Raw genomic sequence first — 15,053 nt, 5'->3', positions numbered from 1 at the left:
TCGTCAGCAGGCCGCGTCACACCGCACCCGGCTCCCGGCGGGGAGCGTCGTCGGCGGTGGGCACCACCTGCTGCGCCGCCGTGAAGTGCTCCGACTCCGTCAGGCTCCGTCGCAGGTACAGCGCGTAGAGGCCGAGGACGCCGCCGATGCCGAACGCCACGCGCCAGCCCCAGGACGCCACCTGCTCGGGAGAGAGCAGCGTGTTGATGGCCAGGCCCACGAGCGTGGCCAGGATCGTGCCCACCACCACGGACACCCACGACGTCGCCCCGAACAGCCCGCGCCGACCCTGCGGCGCCCGCTCCACGAGGTAGGTCACGGAGGTGCCCATCTCGCCGCCATGCGCCAGGCCCTGCAGCAGGCGGGCGATGACGAGGATCACCGAGGCGAGGACGCCCACCGTGCCGTAGGTGGGGGTGAAGGCGATGATCAGGCTGCCGAGCGCGGTGATCATCATCGCCGCGAAGAGGCTGCGCTTGCGGCCCACCCGGTCCGCGTAGGCGCCGAACACGTAGCCGCCGATGGGGCGGGCGACGAAGCCCACCGCGAAGACGGCCAGGGTGGCGAGCAGCTCGGAGGTGGGATTGTCCGCGTGGAAGATCTGCGCCGCGAAGACCGGGGCGAAGATCGTGTAGACGTTCCAGTCGTACCACTCCAGCGCGTTGCCGAAGTTCACGGCCAGCATGTCCTTCAGGCTCCGGGGGCGGGCCCGGGGCACGGGAGCGGGCCGGGCCGCGCCGGTGGCCGCGGTGCTCATGCCCGTCCCTCGAGGCCGGCCTGGGCATCGCCGTCGGCGCCGGGCACCCGCATCTCGAAGGTCTCCCGCACCACGGTGTAGTCGAAGTAGCCCAGGCGGGCGATCGGCTGGATGCGCGGGATGTCGATGCGGCCGTCGGCGGTGATGACGTCGTCGTCGATGTGGATGGTGTCCACGTGGGCGAAGACCACGTCGATGGTGCCGACGTTCGAGTCGCCCTTGATGCGGTGCGTCGAGTGGTAGCGGCACTCGAAGCGCACGGGGGACTCGGCGACCATCGGGATGGGGTGGTTGTCCGCGTAGACCTTGGTGACGCCGTGCTCGGCGATGCGGTCCCACTCGCTCTCGCCCGGCTCCAGGGCCATGGCGGAGACGTTGACGGCCTCGCGCAGGTCGTAGGTGGCCATGTTCCACACGAACCAGCCGGTCTGCTCCGCGTTGAGGACGGTGTCCTTGCGGCGTCCGTCCGGGTACTGGTTCGCGGAGAACATCACCATGGGCGGGTCGAAGGTGAGGTTCTGCCACTGGCTGTAGGGGGCGATGTTCTCCCGGCCGTCCGTGCTCACGGAGGACAGCCAGCCGATGGGCCGCGGCACGGTGGAGCTCTTGAAGGGGGAGAAGGGCAGGGGGTTGGCCTCGTGCTGCGGGCGGTACTTCATGAGTCCTCCATGTGATGCCGGTAACAGTGTGTGGGCCACGCTACGCCGCATATTCCGGATATATATCAAGCGGAGGGGGGCAGCTGACTGCCTAGGCTGGGCCCCATGAACAAGTCGGAGGAGGCCTACGCCCGCCTGACGCAGAAGATCGAGACCGGGGAGCTGCCACCGGGCGCCATCCTCAGCGAGGCGGACCTCATCGCCGCCGCCGAGACGGGGCGCACGCCCCTGCGCGAGGCCGTGCAACGCCTCATCCGAGACCACTGGCTCCTGGCCGGTGGGGGACGTGGCCTGCAGGTGCCCCCGATCTCCGTGGACGACCAGCTGGAGAGGCTGGAGGTGCGGCGGTCGCTCGAGGCGCTGGCCGTGGGACTGGCCTGCGCACGGGCGGACGAGGAGCAGCTGGCCGCCGTCGCAGCCCACGTGCGGCACCTGCGCACGGTGGAGGACCTGCCGGCGTACGTCGCCGCCGTCGGGCGCTCGAACGAACTCCTGCGCACGATCGCGAACAACCGCTATCTCGCCGATTCCCTGGTCCCGCTCCAGGGGCTCTCTCGGCGGTTCTGGCTCGCCACCACGAAGGGCCTGCCCGACGAGGTCGAACGCGGCCGGGCGTTCTACGTCCCGGCGCTGGAGGCGGTGACCCGGAGGGACTCGGCGGGAGCCCGGGCCGGGGTGCTGGCCCTGCACGACTTCCTGGCACGCTCGGCGCTGGACTACGCCGCCCGACGCGCGGCCCACGGCAGTGCCGAGCCCCCGGCCCCGTGGGCGGAGGGACGCTGACGCGCGCGGCCCCCGCCTGAAGGGACCCCGGCCTGCCTCAGGCCAGCAGCGACGCGTCCGTCCGGTGACGGCTGACGACCGTGTGGATCAGCCGGGCCGCGGCCTTCGCCGTGCGGCCGTCCACGTCCAGGGCGGGGTTGAGCTCCACGACGTCGGCCAGGGCCAGCTTCCCGGACTGGGTGGCCTCCAGCGCGCACGCGTGGATCACCTCGTACGGCACGCCGAAGCCGGCCGGTGCGCTCACCCCCGGGGCGACGGCGGCCGGCAGCACATCCAGGTCGATCGTCAGGTAGAGCACGTCCACCGCGTTGATGAACGAGCGCACCCAGCGGCGGACGCCGGTGACGTCGGCGGTCTGGGCCTGCTCGTCGGTCACCCACGTGACCCCGCGTTCGCGCGCGGTGTCGAACAGGGCCCGGGTGTTGTTGGCCTCGCTGATGCCCACCACCGCGTAGGAGAGCTGATGCTCCGCCTCCTCGGCGTCCCGCAGCGCCTGCAGGAACGGGGTGCCGGAGCTGGGCCGCGGCGCCTCGCGCAGGTCGAAGTGCGCGTCCAGGTTGAGGATGCCCACGCGCGTGCCCGCGCCCACGCGCGTGGAGCCGGTCAGGCCCGTGATCGAGGCGTAGGCGGTCTCGTGTCCGCCGCCGAGCACCACGGCCAGGTCGTGGGCGTTCAGCAGCCCGCTGACCACCGTGCCCAGCTCGGCCTGGCCCGCCTCGAGCTCGCCCGGGGCGTCGTCGTCGCCGCGGTCCACGGACACGTCGCCCGCGTCCACGAGCGCGCCCGTGCCCTCGAGGTACGCGAGCGAGGCGAGCGCACCGCGCAGCGCCTCCGGGCCGTCCTCGGCGCCCACGCGGCCGTGGTTCCGGCGCACGCCCTCGTCCGAGGCGAAGCCGACGAGCGCCGTGGACCGCGCGCCCGACGTCGGAGCGCCGGCACCGGGGTGGCGCTGCGTCGTCGTGGGCTCGCCGCGGCCGTCGGCGGGGCGGACGACCTGGTGCCAGCGCAGGTGCTCGGGGGTGTCGCCGTCGGTGCGGCCGGTCCAGGCGGGGGAGAGGGACGAGGAGGGGAGCTCGGAGGTCATGGGCCCATCTCACGCCATCGACGGGCGGGTGCGCAACGAGGGCCGGACGACGCCCGACACGGGGCGTCGTCCGCCTAGCGGTCCAGTTCCTGGCGCCGCGAGCTGATCACGCCGGTGACGAAGCCGGCGAGGTTGAGCCCGCCGTGGAAGCGGGCGTGCTCGATCTTCACACAGCGGTCCATCACGACCTCCAGGCCCGCGGCCTCGGCCTGACGCGCGGCGTCCTCGTTCCAGATGCCCAGCTGCAGCCACACGGTCCGGGCGCCCACGCGGGCGGCGTCCGCCACCACCTCGGGGGCGTCGGAGGACTTGCGGAACACCTCCACGAGGTCCGGGGTGACGGGCAGGTCGTCCAGCGAGGCGTACACGCGGTGGCCGAGGATCTCCTTGCCGGCCGCGGCGAGCACGGGATTGACGAAGTAGACGTCGTACGTGGTCGAGCTCAGCAGGTACGTGGCCACGAAGTACGACGCACGGGCCGGCTTGTCCGAGGCGCCGACGATCGCGATCGACCGGGTGCGCCGCAGGATCGCCAGGCGCTCGGGGGCGCCGGGGCCGGTCCAGGTGCGCTCGGGGTGGGTGGTGCTCATGGCTCAGGCCTCCTTCGGCGCGGCCGGGGCGCCGTCGTCGTCGCGGGTGCGGCCGGTGGCCTCGGTCAGGGCCTGGTCCAGGTCCCAGAGGATGTCCTCGGTGTCCTCGATGCCCACCGAGATGCGGATGAGGTCCTCCGGGATGCCCGCGGCCACGAGCTGCTCGGCGGTGAGCTGCTGATGGGTCGTCGTGGCGGGGTGCAGCACGAGCGTCTTCGCGTCGCCGATGTTGGCCAGGTGGCTGGCCAGCTGCAGGGCGGAGATGAAGCGCGACGCCGTCGCACGCCCGGCCTCCGGACCGGAGGCGCCGTCGTCGGTGTCTGTGGCTGCCGGGGCCACGCCGAAGCTGAACACCGAGCCGACGCCCCGGGGCAGCAGCTGCTGCGCGCGGGCGTGGTGCGGGTGGTCGGGCAGGCCGGCGTAGCGGACCCAGGAGACGCGCGGGTCCTCGTCCAGCCACTGCGCCACGGCCTGCGCATTCGCCAGGTGGGCGTCCATGCGCGGGGCCAGCGTCTCGACGCCGAGCAGCAGCTGGAACGCCGACTGGGGGGCCAGCGACGGGCCGAAGTCGCGCAGCTGCTCCGAGCGGAGCTTGGTGAGGAAACCGTATTCGCCGAAGTTGCCCCACCAGGAGACGCCGCCGTACGACGGCACGGGCTCGGTCATCGACGGGAACTTGCCGTTGTCCCACGGGAAGCGGCCGGACTCCACCACGACGCCGCCGAGCGTGGTGCCCTGCCCGCCGAGGAACTTCGTGGCCGAATGGATGACGATGTCCGCCCCGTGCTCGATCGGCCGGATCAGGTAGGGCGGGGTGAGGGTCGCGTCCACGACGAGCGGCACGCCGTGCCGGTGGGCGACGTCGGCCAGGCCGGGCAGGTCCACGACGTCACCGGAGGGGTTGGCGACGATCTCCGTGTAGACGGTCTTGGTGTTGGGCTGGAGGGCGGCCTCGAAGTCCGCGGCCTCGGCGGAGTCCACGAACGTGGTCTCGACGCCGAACCGGCGCAGGGAGACGTCCAGCTGGGTGATCGTGCCGCCGTACAGCTTGGAGGACGCCACGATGTGGTCGCCGGCCGCGGCGAGGGCCGCGAAGGTGACGAACTCGGCGGCCATGCCGGACGCCGTCGCGACGGCCCCGATCCCGCCCTCGAGCGTGGCGACCCGCTCCTCGAACGCGGCGACCGTGGGGTTGCCGATCCGCGAGTAGATGTTGCCGTACTTCTGCAGCGCGAAGAGGTTGGCGGCGTCTTCGGCGGACTCGAACACGAAGGAGCTGGTCTGGTGGATCGGCACCGCGCGGGAGCCGTGGACGGCGTCCGGGACGGCGCCCGCGTGCAGCGCCTGGGTGCGGAAGCCGAACTCGTGGTCAGCCACGGGGGTCCTTTCGATGGAGGCTTCGGGACAGTCCGTCCCATTGTCCCGGGCGAGGCGCGCCGGGGGCAGGGTGGGGACGTCGCAGAGCGTCACGCGGCGCCGGCCGCTGGCGTGCAACGCGGGTTGAGTTATCACCGGTTACGCGGGCCTGGACCCGTGACAACTCAACCCGCGTTGGACGGGACCCGTGACAACTCAACCCGCGTTGGGACGGGCGGGGGCGGATCAGCGCGTGCGGGCGAGCCGACGCCGGACCAGCCCTACGATCCGCCCGAACCCAGCGCGCTGGTCCTCCCAGGTGCAGCGCAGGGTCGTCCATTCCCGTTCGAGGCAGTACGCGTCCCGACGGGCGTCCCTCGCCTGCTGCTGAGCCGTGCGGTGGCCGGCGCCGTCGTACTGGAGGGCCAGGCGCGCCCCCCGGTACCCGAGGTCCACGACGGGCGAGGCCGGGTCGGCCGGGTCGACGGCGACCTGCAGCTCCGGCTCCGGCAGCCCGGCCCGGATCAGCGCGAGCCGGAGGAAGGTCTCGGGCGGGGAGTCGGCCCCGACGCGCACCTCCGCCAGCGCGGCACGTGCGAGACGGACACCCGGCCGGCCACGGCAGCGGGCGAGCACCTCCGACAGCTCGGACACGGTGGCCACGGGGTCCGCCCGGCCCGTCGGCGTCCACGGCGGACGCACCAGGTGGTCGCCGTCCGCGATGAGCCAGTCCACCTCGTGGGGGCGGAGCATCCCGGCGAGGTCGAACCAGGTGCGCGCCGCCGTCGTGACGCGCTGGCCGTCGGGAAGCTCGAGCACGTGGTCGGAGGGCAGCCGCACCCGGTGGCTGACGACGCCGTCCAGGTCGGTCCGGTGCGTGCGCGCGGAGCGGTCGAAGGTCAGGTGCAGTCCGGCGGGCCGCGCGAGGCGGGGCGGCAGCGGCAGTCCGTGCCAGAGGGCGGCAGAGACGTGGGAGACCACCCCGCCCGTGAGGCGGACCAGCGCGGCCGCGCCGTCCGGGGCGCACGGGTCGGGGATGCCCGCGGTGTGCACGCCGCGGCAGATCCGGGCGAGGTCTGCCGCGAGGGTGCGGCGCCACGGCAGGCCGGCGGCGTGCAGCTCGGCCGTCGTGAAGGCGCCCGCGGCGAGGGTGGACGGCAGGGGCGTGCGCGCGGTCATGGGGTGAGCCTGCCGCCCCCGGGCCCTGCGACGGACCGGACCGACGCGCCCTGGGGAGGGCCGCCGTCGTCGTGGTGGCTGTGCAGGAGCGGCCGACCCGCCGGTCATGGTGGCACCGGCGCGACGCGGGTTGAGTTATCACGGGTGCAAGCCGCCTGGACCCGTGATAACTCAACCAGCGTTGCAGGGGGGAGCGGCCGGCCCGTCGGTCACGGCGTGCGGTCCACGGGCACCAGCTCCACGTCCTCGAGCCGCCCGTCCCGCACCACCGCGCGCATCAGGGTGCACTCGGGCTGCCGTCGCCGGTCCGTGCAGGAGCCGGGGTTGAGCAGCCGCAGTCCCGGGTTCGCGGTCTCCGGCCCGGCCACGGTGTCCCACGGGATATGGCTGTGCCCGAAGACCAGCACGTCCGCGTCCGGGAACGCCGCGGCCATGCGGCGCTCGCGGCCGGCCGCCGGGCCCGTCTCGTGGACCATCGCGATCCGCACCCCGCCGATCTCCACGCGCGCCACCTCGGGCAGCCGCGCCCGCAGCCCCGGCCCGTCGTTGTTGCCCCACACGCCCACCAGCCGGGCGGCCCGTGCGTCGAGGTCGTCGAGCACGTCCTCGGTCACCCAGTCGCCGGCGTGGAGCACGACGTCGGCCCGCGCCACCTCGGCCCGCACCTGCGCGGGCAGGGCACGGGCACGCCGCGGGATGTGGGTGTCGGCGATCAGGAGCAGGCGGACGGCGACGTCGTCGGGCACGGTCCGCCTCACCGTGCCGCGAACGCGCCGAGCCAGATCGCCAGAGGCAGGCCGACGATGAACACGGCCACGAATCCGCGCACCAGCCACCGGCCCACCGGGGTGGCGAGGTTGACCGTCACGCCCACCCCGTAGCCGGGGCGCTTGGCGGGGAAGACGGCCGGGTCCTCGGGGTCGCGCTTGAGCCCCAGGGGCGTCCACATCTCGTCCTCGGCGAGCTCCGCGGCCGTGGGCCGGTGCCCGAGCTCCGCCGCGACGCGGTCCGACCAGCGCGTCCACCGCTGAATGCCGGCCCGCATCGCCGGGAAGATGCCCACCATGAGCACGGTCAGCGTGAGGGGCAGGAGCCACCAGGGCATCATCCACGCCCCGGCGGCGAGCGCCTCTACCGTCGACGGGGCCAGCACCAGCACGATGAGCACGCACGACCACCCGAGGCACTCCTGGACCCCGCGGTGCACCCCCGCCTGGCGCACGCGCCGCCACGGGGACAGCCCCGGATCCGTGGGGACGAGGACGGTGACCATCGCGGAGACCAGGGCCAGGAACCCCGTCACGCCGAGGCCGATCAGCGGCCCCGCCGCCACCGTGCCGAACGAGGTGTCCTCCCACGCATCCGGCCGCCCGTCGACGCCCCAGTGCGTGGGCACGCGCTCCGGCAGGCCCGGCAGGGCGACGAGGGCCCACCCCAGCAGCGCCAGGCACAGCACGGCCGCGAGCAGGAACGGCAGCCACGGACGCAGCCGGCCACGGCGCAGGGCGGCGCGCTCGGCGGCGGGGACGTCGTCGGGGGCGGGACGGGACGGGTGGGGCATCGACACAGGCTAGCCTCAGCCCCTGCCCGCCACACCCGGTGATCGGCCCGTCCAGACGGCGGCCGCGCACGCCGCGATCACCAGCAGCATCCCCGCCAGGTCCAGCGGGGTGAGCTCCTGCCCGCGCACGGCCCACGCGGTCAGCGCCGCCGCGATCGGCGAGAGGCACGTCAGCAGGGAGAACAGTGCGGTCGGCATGCGGCGCAGCACCTGCAGGTCGATCCCGTACGGCACCGCCGTGGACAGCAGCGCCACGGCCAGCCCCACGCCCAGCACCACGGGGGAGAGCAGGGCCGCCCCCGCCGTCGCGACGCCGACCGGCAGCGCCACGAGGGACCCGGCCGCCGTCGCCAGGGCCAGCCCCTGCACCCCCGGCAGGTGGGTCCCCGCGCGCCGCGAGAGCAGGATGTACCCCGCCCAGCACGCCGCCGCGGCCAGCGCGAGCGCCACCCCCACCGGGTCCAGCCCCGCCCCGCCGATCCCGCCGTCCGCGCTGAACCCCTCCCGGCCGAGCACCCCGATCCCGGCGAGCGCGAGGGCCGCCCACGCCGCCGATCGCCACGACGGCCGCGCCGCCACGGACAGCGCCAGCGGCCCGAGCACCTCGAACGTCACGGCCACGCCCTGCGGGATCCGCGCGAACGCCTCGTAGATGGCCAGGTTCATGCCGGTCATGGCCGCGCCCAGCCCGACGACGGCGGCCCACCCCCGGGGGCCCAGGCCGGCGAGGGCGGCGCGGCTCGGCCGGGTGACGAGCAGCAGCACGGCCGCGGAGAACACCACGCGCAGGGCGACCATGGCGGACGCGCCGACGTCGTCGAACAGCAGGCCCGCCACGGACGCGCCGAGCTGCTGGCTCAGCAGCGAGAGCAGGACGAGCAGGACGAGACGCACGCCCACAGCCTAGGGGCGCGCCGCGCCACCCCGGCCCCGGCCGGCGCGGGAGCGCTGCTGCCCGAGGACCACCGGGGGGCCCGGTTCCGCTGACCCCGAGGCCGCGGAAAACAACACGCTGACGTGCGCTAATCCGCCTCGTCGTGGGAAAGTGGGGGACGCGCGCCCGCGCAGACCCCGCCCCGATCCCAGGAGGCCCGCATGGCCCGGCCCCAGACCGTCCTCACCGTGGTGGCCGCCCGCCGGCTCACCCCGCACCTCGTGCGCCTGACCCTCGGCGGCGAGCAGTTCGACGCCGTCCACGCCCGCTGGGCGGAGAAGGGCGCCACGGACCAGTACGTGAAGCTGCTCTTCGCCGACCCCGCGCTCGGCCTCGAGCCCCCGTACGACCTGGACGCCCTCCGCGAGCGCCTCGCCCCGGAGCAGCTGCCGGTCCGCCGCACCTACACGGTGCGCCGCATGGACGCGGCCGCCCGCACCATGGACGTCGACTTCGTGGTCCACGGCGCGTCCGACGACGGCGCCGCCCCCGGACGCGACGGCGGCCTGGCCGGGGCGTGGGCGGCCTCCGAGCCCGTGGGGCAGCAGGTCGCGTTCCTGGGCCCCGGCGGCGCCTACCGACCCGACCCCACCGCGGACTGGCACCTGCTCGCCGGCGACGAGGCCGCCCTGCCGGCGATCGCCGCCGCCCTCGAGGACCTCGCCGCCACGGACGCCGCGGCGGTCGGCGTCGCGCTGATCGAGGTGACCGACGCCCGGGACGAGGTGCCCCTGACCGCGCCGGCCGGCGTCGAGGTGCGCTGGCTGCACCGCGGCGACCCCTTCACCCCGGAGACGACGCGGTTCGCCGCCGCCGTCGAGGACGCGGCGTGGCGGGAGGGGCGGGTGCACGCGTTCGTGCACGGCGAGCGGGAGCAGGTCAAGCGCGTCCGGGCGTACCTCACGGACGTGCGCGGCGTGGACCGGCGGCAGCTGTCGGTGAGCGCGTACTGGGCCTACGGCCGCGCCGAGGACGTGTTCCAGGCGGAGAAGCAGACCCCGGCGGGGCAGATCTTCGAGGACGGCACCACCGGCGGCTGACCCGCACAGGGACGGCACATCCGCGGCTGCGCCTCCGGCCCGCCGCGGACGCCACCTTCACCGAGTGGAACGCGGTCGAGGCGCCCGAGGCCCCCGCCTCGGAGGACGTCTTCGACCTGCCCGAGCTGCAGGAGCTGGCCGGCTGACCCGCTGGGCGATCCGGGTGGGCCGGCGGGGCGCCACGGCATGATGTCCTGATGGACCGCACCGCCCCCACCCCGCCCGCGAACGCCCTCGCCCCGGACCTGCCGGAGGACATCGCACGGGAGGCGATCGCCTTCCGCCGGCGCCTCCACGGGCATCCGGAGCTGGACCTGCACCTGCCCCGCACCCAGGCCGCCGTCCTCGAGCGGCTCGAGGCCCTGCGCGCCGAGGCGGGGGAGGATGCCGCCACCGGCCGCCCCGCGCTGGAGACGAGCGTGGGCCGGGCGCTGAGCTCCGTCGTCGTGGTGCTGCGCGGCGGGGCCCCGCTGCCGGAGGGGGCCCGGCGGCCGGTCGTGCTGCTGCGGGGGGACATGGACGCCCTGCCCGTCACGGAGGAGACCGGGCTGGAGTACGCCCCCTCCGTGCCGGGCACCATGCACGCCTGCGGCCACGACCTGCACACCGCCGGCCTCTACGGCGCGCTGGCCTGGCTGGTGCGCCGTCGCGGGGAGCTCACCGCCGACGTGGTGGCCATGTTCCAGCCCGGGGAGGAGACCGGCGGCGGCGCCCTGCACATGATCCAGGAGGGACTGCTGGAGGCGGCCGGGCGACCGGTGGACGCCGCCTACGCGATCCATGTCTCCTCGGGCACGTACCCGCGCGGCGTCCTGCTCAGCCGCCCGGGGGCGATCCAGGCCGGCTGCGACGACCTGGTGGTGACGGTGCACGGTCGAGGCGGGCACGGCTCGGTGCCGCACCTGGCCCAGGATCCGGTGCCCGTGGCCGCCGAGATGGTGCTGGCGCTGCAGTCCGTGGTCACCCGGCAGTTCGACGCCTTCGACCCGGTGGTCGCGACCGTCGGGCACCTGAGCGCGGGCACGGCGGCCAACATCATCCCGGACAGCGCCACCCTCGCCCTCACCCTGCGGACCTTCTCCGCGGACGCCCGCGCCCGGCTGCTCTCGGCCGTGGAGCGCCTGGTGCATGGGATCGCCGCGGCGCACGGCATGAGCGCGCAGGTCCGGACGGACTGCGCGTTCCCGGTGACGGCCAACGATCCGGACGCGGTGGCCTTCGTCCGCGGGGTCGTGGAGGACCTCTACGGGGCCGACGCCTACCGGGAGCTGCCCGAGCCCGAGCCCGGCAGCGAGGACTTCTCCGAGGTCCTCCAGCGGGTGCCCGGCGCCTACGTCCTGCTCGGGGCGGTCCCGGAGGGCATGGACCCGGACGAGGCCCCGGTCAACCACTCCCCGCAGGCCGTGTTCGACGACGCCGTGGTGCCGCGGGCCGCTCAGGTGCTGGCCGAGCTGGCGCTGCGGACGGCGCCGGTGCCGGCGTCCTGAGCGCGGCGGCCGGCCCGGAGCACCTCGGCGATCTGCCCGACGCACGGCTCGTTCTGCAGGCTCGTGGTGTCCCCGAGCGCGGTGCCCTGGTGCAGCTGCGTCAGCAGCCGCCGCATGATCTTGCCCGAACGGGTCTTGGGCACGTCGGGGACGAAGACCACCTCGGCGGGCTTGGCCACCGGCCCGATCACCCGCCCCACATGCCGCCGCAGCTCCTCGGCGCGGTCGGCGGCGGAGGCGCCGGGGCCGTCATCGCCGGCCAGCCAGCTCTCGTGCGCCACCACGAAGGCGACGGCGGCGTGCCCGGTGGTCTCGTGCGGCACGGGGCACACCCCCGCCTCGATCACCTCCGGGTGCGCCACGAGGGCGGACTCGATCTCGATGGTGCTCAGCCGGTGCCCGGAGATGTTGATGACGTCGTCCACGCGCCCGAGGATCCAGACGTCGCCGTCCTCGTCCCGCTTGGCGCCGTCGCCGGCGAGGAACCAGCCCGCCTCGCCCTGGTCCGCGTAGTCCTCCCAGTACGAGTGGAAGTAGCGGGCCGGGTTCTGCCACACGGTCCGGGCCATCGACGGCGAGGTGCGGGTGACCACGATCCGACCCTGCAGGCCCTCGGGCGTGGGGGCGCCGTCGTCGTCGACCACGGCCACGTCCACCCCCGGCAGGGGCCGGGAGCCGCAGCCCGGCTTGAAGGCCGTGTCCGTGGGGCGGGGGGAGAGCACGGTGGCGCCCGTCTCGGACTGCCACCACGTGTCCACCATCGGCAGGTCCGGGGTGTCCCGGCCGATCTGGGTCCGCGCCCACGTCCAGGCCTCCGGGTTCACGGACTCGCCCACGGTCCCGATCAGACGGATCGAGGACAGGTCCGGACCGCCGTCCGCGTGCGCCGGGATCCCGTCCGGATGCCAGCCCTTGAGCGAGCGGATCAGGGTGGGCGCCGTGTAGTAGCTCGTCACCCGGTAGCGCTCGATCACCTCGAAGTGCCGGCCCGGGTGCGGGGCGTTCGGCACACCCTCGTAGATCACCTGCGTGACCCCGTTCGAGAGCGGACCGTAGATCTCGTAGGTGTGCGCGGTGACCCAGGCCAGGTCCGCGGTGCACCAGTGGACGTCGTCGTCGCGCCGTGCCGGGTCCGGGTGGGAGAACAGGAAGTCGTGCGTCCACGAGGCCGCGGCGAGGTACCCGCCGGAGGTGTGCACGAGCCCCTTGGGCTGTCCCGTGGTGCCGGAGGTGTACATGATGAACAGCGGGTGCTCCGCGTCGAAGGCGCGCGGGGTGTGGGTGTCCGGCTGGCGGTCCACGACGTCGTGCCACCACAGGTCTCGGCCCTCGGTCCACGGGATGTCCCGGTGGCCCGTGCGGTCCAGGACGAGGATGTGCTCGATCGCGTTGTCCCCGGACACGGCCTCGTCCGCGTTGGCCTTCACGGGGACGGCGGCACCGCGGCGGAACTGGCCGTCGGTGGTGACGAGCAGCTTGGCGCCCGTGTCCTCGACGCGGAACCGCAGCGCCTCCGCCGAGAACCCGCCGAACACGAGCGAGTGCACGGCGCCGATCCGCGCGCACGCCAGCGTGATGACGATCGTCTCGACGAGCACGGGCAGGTACACGACGACGCGGTCGCCCGCCTCGATGCCCAGCTCCTCGAGGGCGTTCGCGGCCTGGGCGACCTCGCGCTGCAGCTGTGCGTAGGTGACGGCGCGGCGGTCGCCGGGCTCGCCCTCGAAGTACAGGGCGACCTTCTCCTCGCGCCCCGCCGCCACGTGGCGGTCCACGCAGTTCACGGCCACGTTCAGGGTGCCGTCCTCGTACCAGCGGATCTCCGGGCCGCGCTCGGCGGCCGGGTCCGGGGCGGTGAGGGAGCGCGTCCGGGTGAAGGGTCGCTCCCAGCTCAGACGTCGGCCGGCCGCCTCCCAGAACGCGAGCCGGTCCGCCTCGGCCACCGGGCGGCCGTCGCCGCGCCCGCCGTGCAGCCGGTCCGCCGGGCGGCCGGGGTGGACGTCCGGGTCGGCGGCGTCGACGAGCGCCTGCGGGAGGGGGCCGGGCAGCGTGGCGAGGGCCGCGGCGGGCACGCCGTCGTTCGGTCCGCGGACGGCCCCGGAGGCGCCCTCCTCGGCCGGGTCGGGGCGGGCGGGGTCCTCGGTGGGCGTCATGGGCGGCGGTCCTCCTGGTCGGCGGGTCCGACCAGGCTAGGGACGACGACGACGGCGCCCCGCCCGCCGTCGTCACCGGCGGTCATGCTCGGCCCGCCGGGGCCCCGCGGGCGTCCGGCGCGGGCCAGGGCGACGGCGGCCGGTGTGGACCCCGTCCCACGGCCGGGGCGTCCCGGCCCCCGGGCCGCCCGCGCGTGTCAGAGTAGGTCCATGACCACCTACGCCACCCTCGCCGCCCGGTACGCCGACGCCTTCGACTCCGTCGCCCACGGCGAGCGGGCCCGCGAGGCGGGCCGGCACCTGCCGTTCGCCGCCCTCGCGGAGCTGCAGGCCGCCGGGTTCGGCAAGGTCGGTGTCCCCGAGGACGCGGGCGGCGAGGGCGGCGGCAGCGAGACCGTGCTGCGCCTGCTCATGGACCTGGCCGCCCGGGACGTGAACACCGCGCACGTCTGGCGCTCCCACCTCGTGTTCATCGCCACGGCCATGGACCAGGCGCCCGCCCGTCGGGAGCGGTGGCTGCGGCACATCGTCGACGGGGACTGGGCCGGCTCCGCCCTGGCCGAACGCGCCGGCGGGGCCGCGCCGGGCCGTGCCGCCACCCTGGCCAGCCGGGACGAGGGCGGCACCTGGGTCGTGCGGGGGCAGAAGTACTACGCGACCGGCTCGGCCTTCGCCACGTGGACCGCCGCGACCGTGGGCATCGAGGGGGCGGACCTCGTCTCCCGCCGGAACTCCAAGCGGGCCGGGGGCGCGGTCCGCGAGCCGGACCGGGCCGTCGCCGTCGTGCGCGTGCGTCAGCCGCGCGTGGGCATCAAGGACGACTGGGACGGCTTCGGCCAGCGCCTGACCGCCACCGGGTCCGTGGTGCTCGACGACGCCGCGGCCGAGGAGCTGCTCGAGGTGCCGCGGCAGGACGGGCCCGTGCCCGTGCTCATGGAGGCGACCCTGCTGGCGCTGCAGGCCGGGATCGGCCGGGCGGCGCTCACGGAGGGCACGCAGCTGCTGCGGCAGCGGCGCCGCACCTTCAACACCGGCACGGCCGCGCTGCCCAAGGACGACCCCCAGCTCCTCGAGATCATGGGGCAGCTGGCCGGGCGGCAGGCCGCGGCCGAGCTGATGGTGCGCGAGATCGGGCGGCTGCTCGACGAGGGGCAGGACGGCGCCGACGGGGCCGGCCCGGCGGAGGCCGACGTCGTGGCGGCGTCCGCCGAGGCGATGGCGGCCGCGTACCGGGCCCAGGCCGTGGTGCCGGAGGCCGTCCTCGAGGTGTGCACCCGCATCTTCGACACGCTCGGCGCGTCGGCGACGTCGGCCACGCTGCGGCTCGACCGGCACTGGCGCAACGCCCGCACCCTCGCCACCCACGACCCGGCGGCGTTCAAGGTGCGCATGGCCGGCGACTGGCTCGTGAACGGCACCCCGCCGACCGCCTACACGTCGGCCGGCGAGGTCCCCGAGGGGGACTGACCC

At 75.1% G+C, this 15,053-nt stretch carries 14 protein-coding genes; 4 read left to right on the top strand and 10 right to left on the bottom strand.

The features are described from left to right. Window positions 1-16 precede the first annotated feature (16 nt). Entirely contained in the window at window positions 17-757 is a 741-nt protein-coding gene (locus HDA34_RS11970) for an MFS transporter (protein ID WP_230297364.1), read from the bottom strand. Then, window positions 754-1,416, bottom strand: coding sequence for a flavin reductase family protein (locus tag HDA34_RS05965; RefSeq protein ID WP_134377008.1), 663 nt, complete (start codon window positions 1,414-1,416; stop codon window positions 754-756). The genes HDA34_RS11970 and HDA34_RS05965 overlap by 4 nt, the downstream gene beginning before the upstream one ends. Window positions 1,417-1,521: 105 nt before the next feature. On the opposite strand from HDA34_RS05965, the gene HDA34_RS05960 reads away from it, so the two are divergent. Continuing rightward, window positions 1,522-2,199 carry a GntR family transcriptional regulator gene (locus HDA34_RS05960; RefSeq protein ID WP_073116184.1) on the top strand — a complete coding sequence of 226 codons (678 nt, stop codon included), beginning with the start codon at window positions 1,522-1,524 and terminating at the stop codon, window positions 2,197-2,199. 37 nt (window positions 2,200-2,236) lie between these two features. Here HDA34_RS05960 and hutG read toward each other — a convergent pair whose 3' ends face one another. The 7 genes from hutG to HDA34_RS05925 form a co-directional block, all read right to left on the bottom strand. Next, window positions 2,237-3,283 (bottom strand): formimidoylglutamase, encoded by a 1,047-nt coding sequence (gene hutG / locus HDA34_RS05955; RefSeq protein ID WP_134377007.1) that lies wholly within the window; start codon window positions 3,281-3,283, stop codon window positions 2,237-2,239. A 74-nt stretch (window positions 3,284-3,357) separates the two neighbouring features. Next, window positions 3,358-3,873, bottom strand: coding sequence for a CoA-binding protein (locus tag HDA34_RS05950; protein ID WP_041104443.1), 516 nt, complete (start codon window positions 3,871-3,873; stop codon window positions 3,358-3,360). 3 nt (window positions 3,874-3,876) lie between these two features. After that, on the bottom strand, window positions 3,877-5,250 hold the full coding sequence (locus HDA34_RS05945) for an O-acetylhomoserine aminocarboxypropyltransferase/cysteine synthase family protein (protein ID WP_134377006.1): 1,374 nt from the start codon (window positions 5,248-5,250) through the stop codon (window positions 3,877-3,879). Between the two features lie 225 nt (window positions 5,251-5,475). Beyond that, on the bottom strand, window positions 5,476-6,408 hold the full coding sequence (locus tag HDA34_RS05940; RefSeq protein WP_049147891.1) for a hypothetical protein: 933 nt from the start codon (window positions 6,406-6,408) through the stop codon (window positions 5,476-5,478). A gap of 209 nt (window positions 6,409-6,617) precedes the next feature. Continuing rightward, window positions 6,618-7,154: a metallophosphoesterase family protein gene (locus tag HDA34_RS05935; protein WP_134377005.1), complete on the bottom strand. Its 537-nt coding sequence runs from the start codon at window positions 7,152-7,154 to the stop codon at window positions 6,618-6,620. 8 nt (window positions 7,155-7,162) lie between these two features. Beyond that, window positions 7,163-7,969 carry a DUF1648 domain-containing protein gene (locus HDA34_RS05930; protein ID WP_134377004.1) on the bottom strand — a complete coding sequence of 269 codons (807 nt, stop codon included), beginning with the start codon at window positions 7,967-7,969 and terminating at the stop codon, window positions 7,163-7,165. A gap of 15 nt (window positions 7,970-7,984) precedes the next feature. Next, window positions 7,985-8,863, bottom strand: a complete 879-nt coding sequence (locus HDA34_RS05925) for an EamA family transporter (RefSeq protein WP_041104451.1) — start codon at window positions 8,861-8,863, stop codon at window positions 7,985-7,987. A 201-nt stretch (window positions 8,864-9,064) separates the two neighbouring features. Here HDA34_RS05925 and HDA34_RS05920 point away from each other — a divergent pair, with 201 nt between their 5' ends. Together HDA34_RS05920 and HDA34_RS05915 are read left to right on the top strand one after the other, a co-directional pair. Next, window positions 9,065-9,943: a siderophore-interacting protein gene (locus HDA34_RS05920; protein WP_095353584.1), complete on the top strand. Its 879-nt coding sequence runs from the start codon at window positions 9,065-9,067 to the stop codon at window positions 9,941-9,943. A 197-nt stretch (window positions 9,944-10,140) separates the two neighbouring features. Beyond that, complete coding sequence (locus HDA34_RS05915) at window positions 10,141-11,430, top strand: M20 metallopeptidase family protein (RefSeq protein WP_134377003.1); 1,290 nt, start codon at window positions 10,141-10,143, stop codon at window positions 11,428-11,430. On the opposite strand, the gene acs is transcribed toward HDA34_RS05915, so the two are convergent. Continuing rightward, window positions 11,379-13,583: an acetate--CoA ligase gene (gene acs, locus HDA34_RS05910; protein ID WP_134377002.1), complete on the bottom strand. Its 2,205-nt coding sequence runs from the start codon at window positions 13,581-13,583 to the stop codon at window positions 11,379-11,381. The two genes, HDA34_RS05915 and acs, sit on opposite strands and share 52 nt — an antisense overlap. Window positions 13,584-13,793: 210 nt before the next feature. On the opposite strand from acs, the gene HDA34_RS05905 reads away from it, so the two are divergent. Further along, window positions 13,794-15,050: an acyl-CoA dehydrogenase family protein gene (locus HDA34_RS05905; protein WP_063189897.1), complete on the top strand. Its 1,257-nt coding sequence runs from the start codon at window positions 13,794-13,796 to the stop codon at window positions 15,048-15,050. Window positions 15,051-15,053: the final 3 nt, after the last annotated feature.

Source organism: Micrococcus luteus, assembly GCF_014138885.1.
In the GTDB taxonomy this organism is placed as follows: Bacteria; Actinomycetota; Actinomycetes; order Actinomycetales; family Micrococcaceae; genus Micrococcus; species Micrococcus luteus.
The sequence above is the reverse complement of the archived record's forward strand: the minus strand, read 5'-3'. Positions and strand labels throughout refer to the sequence as shown.

What these genes read in the sequence shown, in the direction of transcription:
- HDA34_RS11970 (WP_230297364.1), bottom strand. Translation starts at nt 757, where the DNA reads ATGAGCACCGCGGCCACCGGCGCGGCCCGGCCCGCTCCCGTGCCCCGG.
- HDA34_RS05965 (WP_134377008.1), bottom strand. Translation starts at nt 1,416, where the DNA reads ATGAAGTACCGCCCGCAGCACGAGGCCAACCCCCTGCCCTTCTCCCCC.
- HDA34_RS05960 (WP_073116184.1), top strand. Translation starts at nt 1,522, where the DNA reads ATGAACAAGTCGGAGGAGGCCTACGCCCGCCTGACGCAGAAGATCGAG.
- hutG (WP_134377007.1), bottom strand. Translation starts at nt 3,283, where the DNA reads ATGACCTCCGAGCTCCCCTCCTCGTCCCTCTCCCCCGCCTGGACCGGC.
- HDA34_RS05950 (WP_041104443.1), bottom strand. Translation starts at nt 3,873, where the DNA reads ATGAGCACCACCCACCCCGAGCGCACCTGGACCGGCCCCGGCGCCCCC.
- HDA34_RS05940 (WP_049147891.1), bottom strand. Translation starts at nt 6,408, where the DNA reads ATGACCGCGCGCACGCCCCTGCCGTCCACCCTCGCCGCGGGCGCCTTC.
- HDA34_RS05930 (WP_134377004.1), bottom strand. Translation starts at nt 7,969, where the DNA reads ATGCCCCACCCGTCCCGTCCCGCCCCCGACGACGTCCCCGCCGCCGAG.
- HDA34_RS05920 (WP_095353584.1), top strand. Translation starts at nt 9,065, where the DNA reads ATGGCCCGGCCCCAGACCGTCCTCACCGTGGTGGCCGCCCGCCGGCTC.
- HDA34_RS05915 (WP_134377003.1), top strand. Translation starts at nt 10,141, where the DNA reads ATGGACCGCACCGCCCCCACCCCGCCCGCGAACGCCCTCGCCCCGGAC.
- acs (WP_134377002.1), bottom strand. Translation starts at nt 13,583, where the DNA reads ATGACGCCCACCGAGGACCCCGCCCGCCCCGACCCGGCCGAGGAGGGC.
- HDA34_RS05905 (WP_063189897.1), top strand. Translation starts at nt 13,794, where the DNA reads ATGACCACCTACGCCACCCTCGCCGCCCGGTACGCCGACGCCTTCGAC.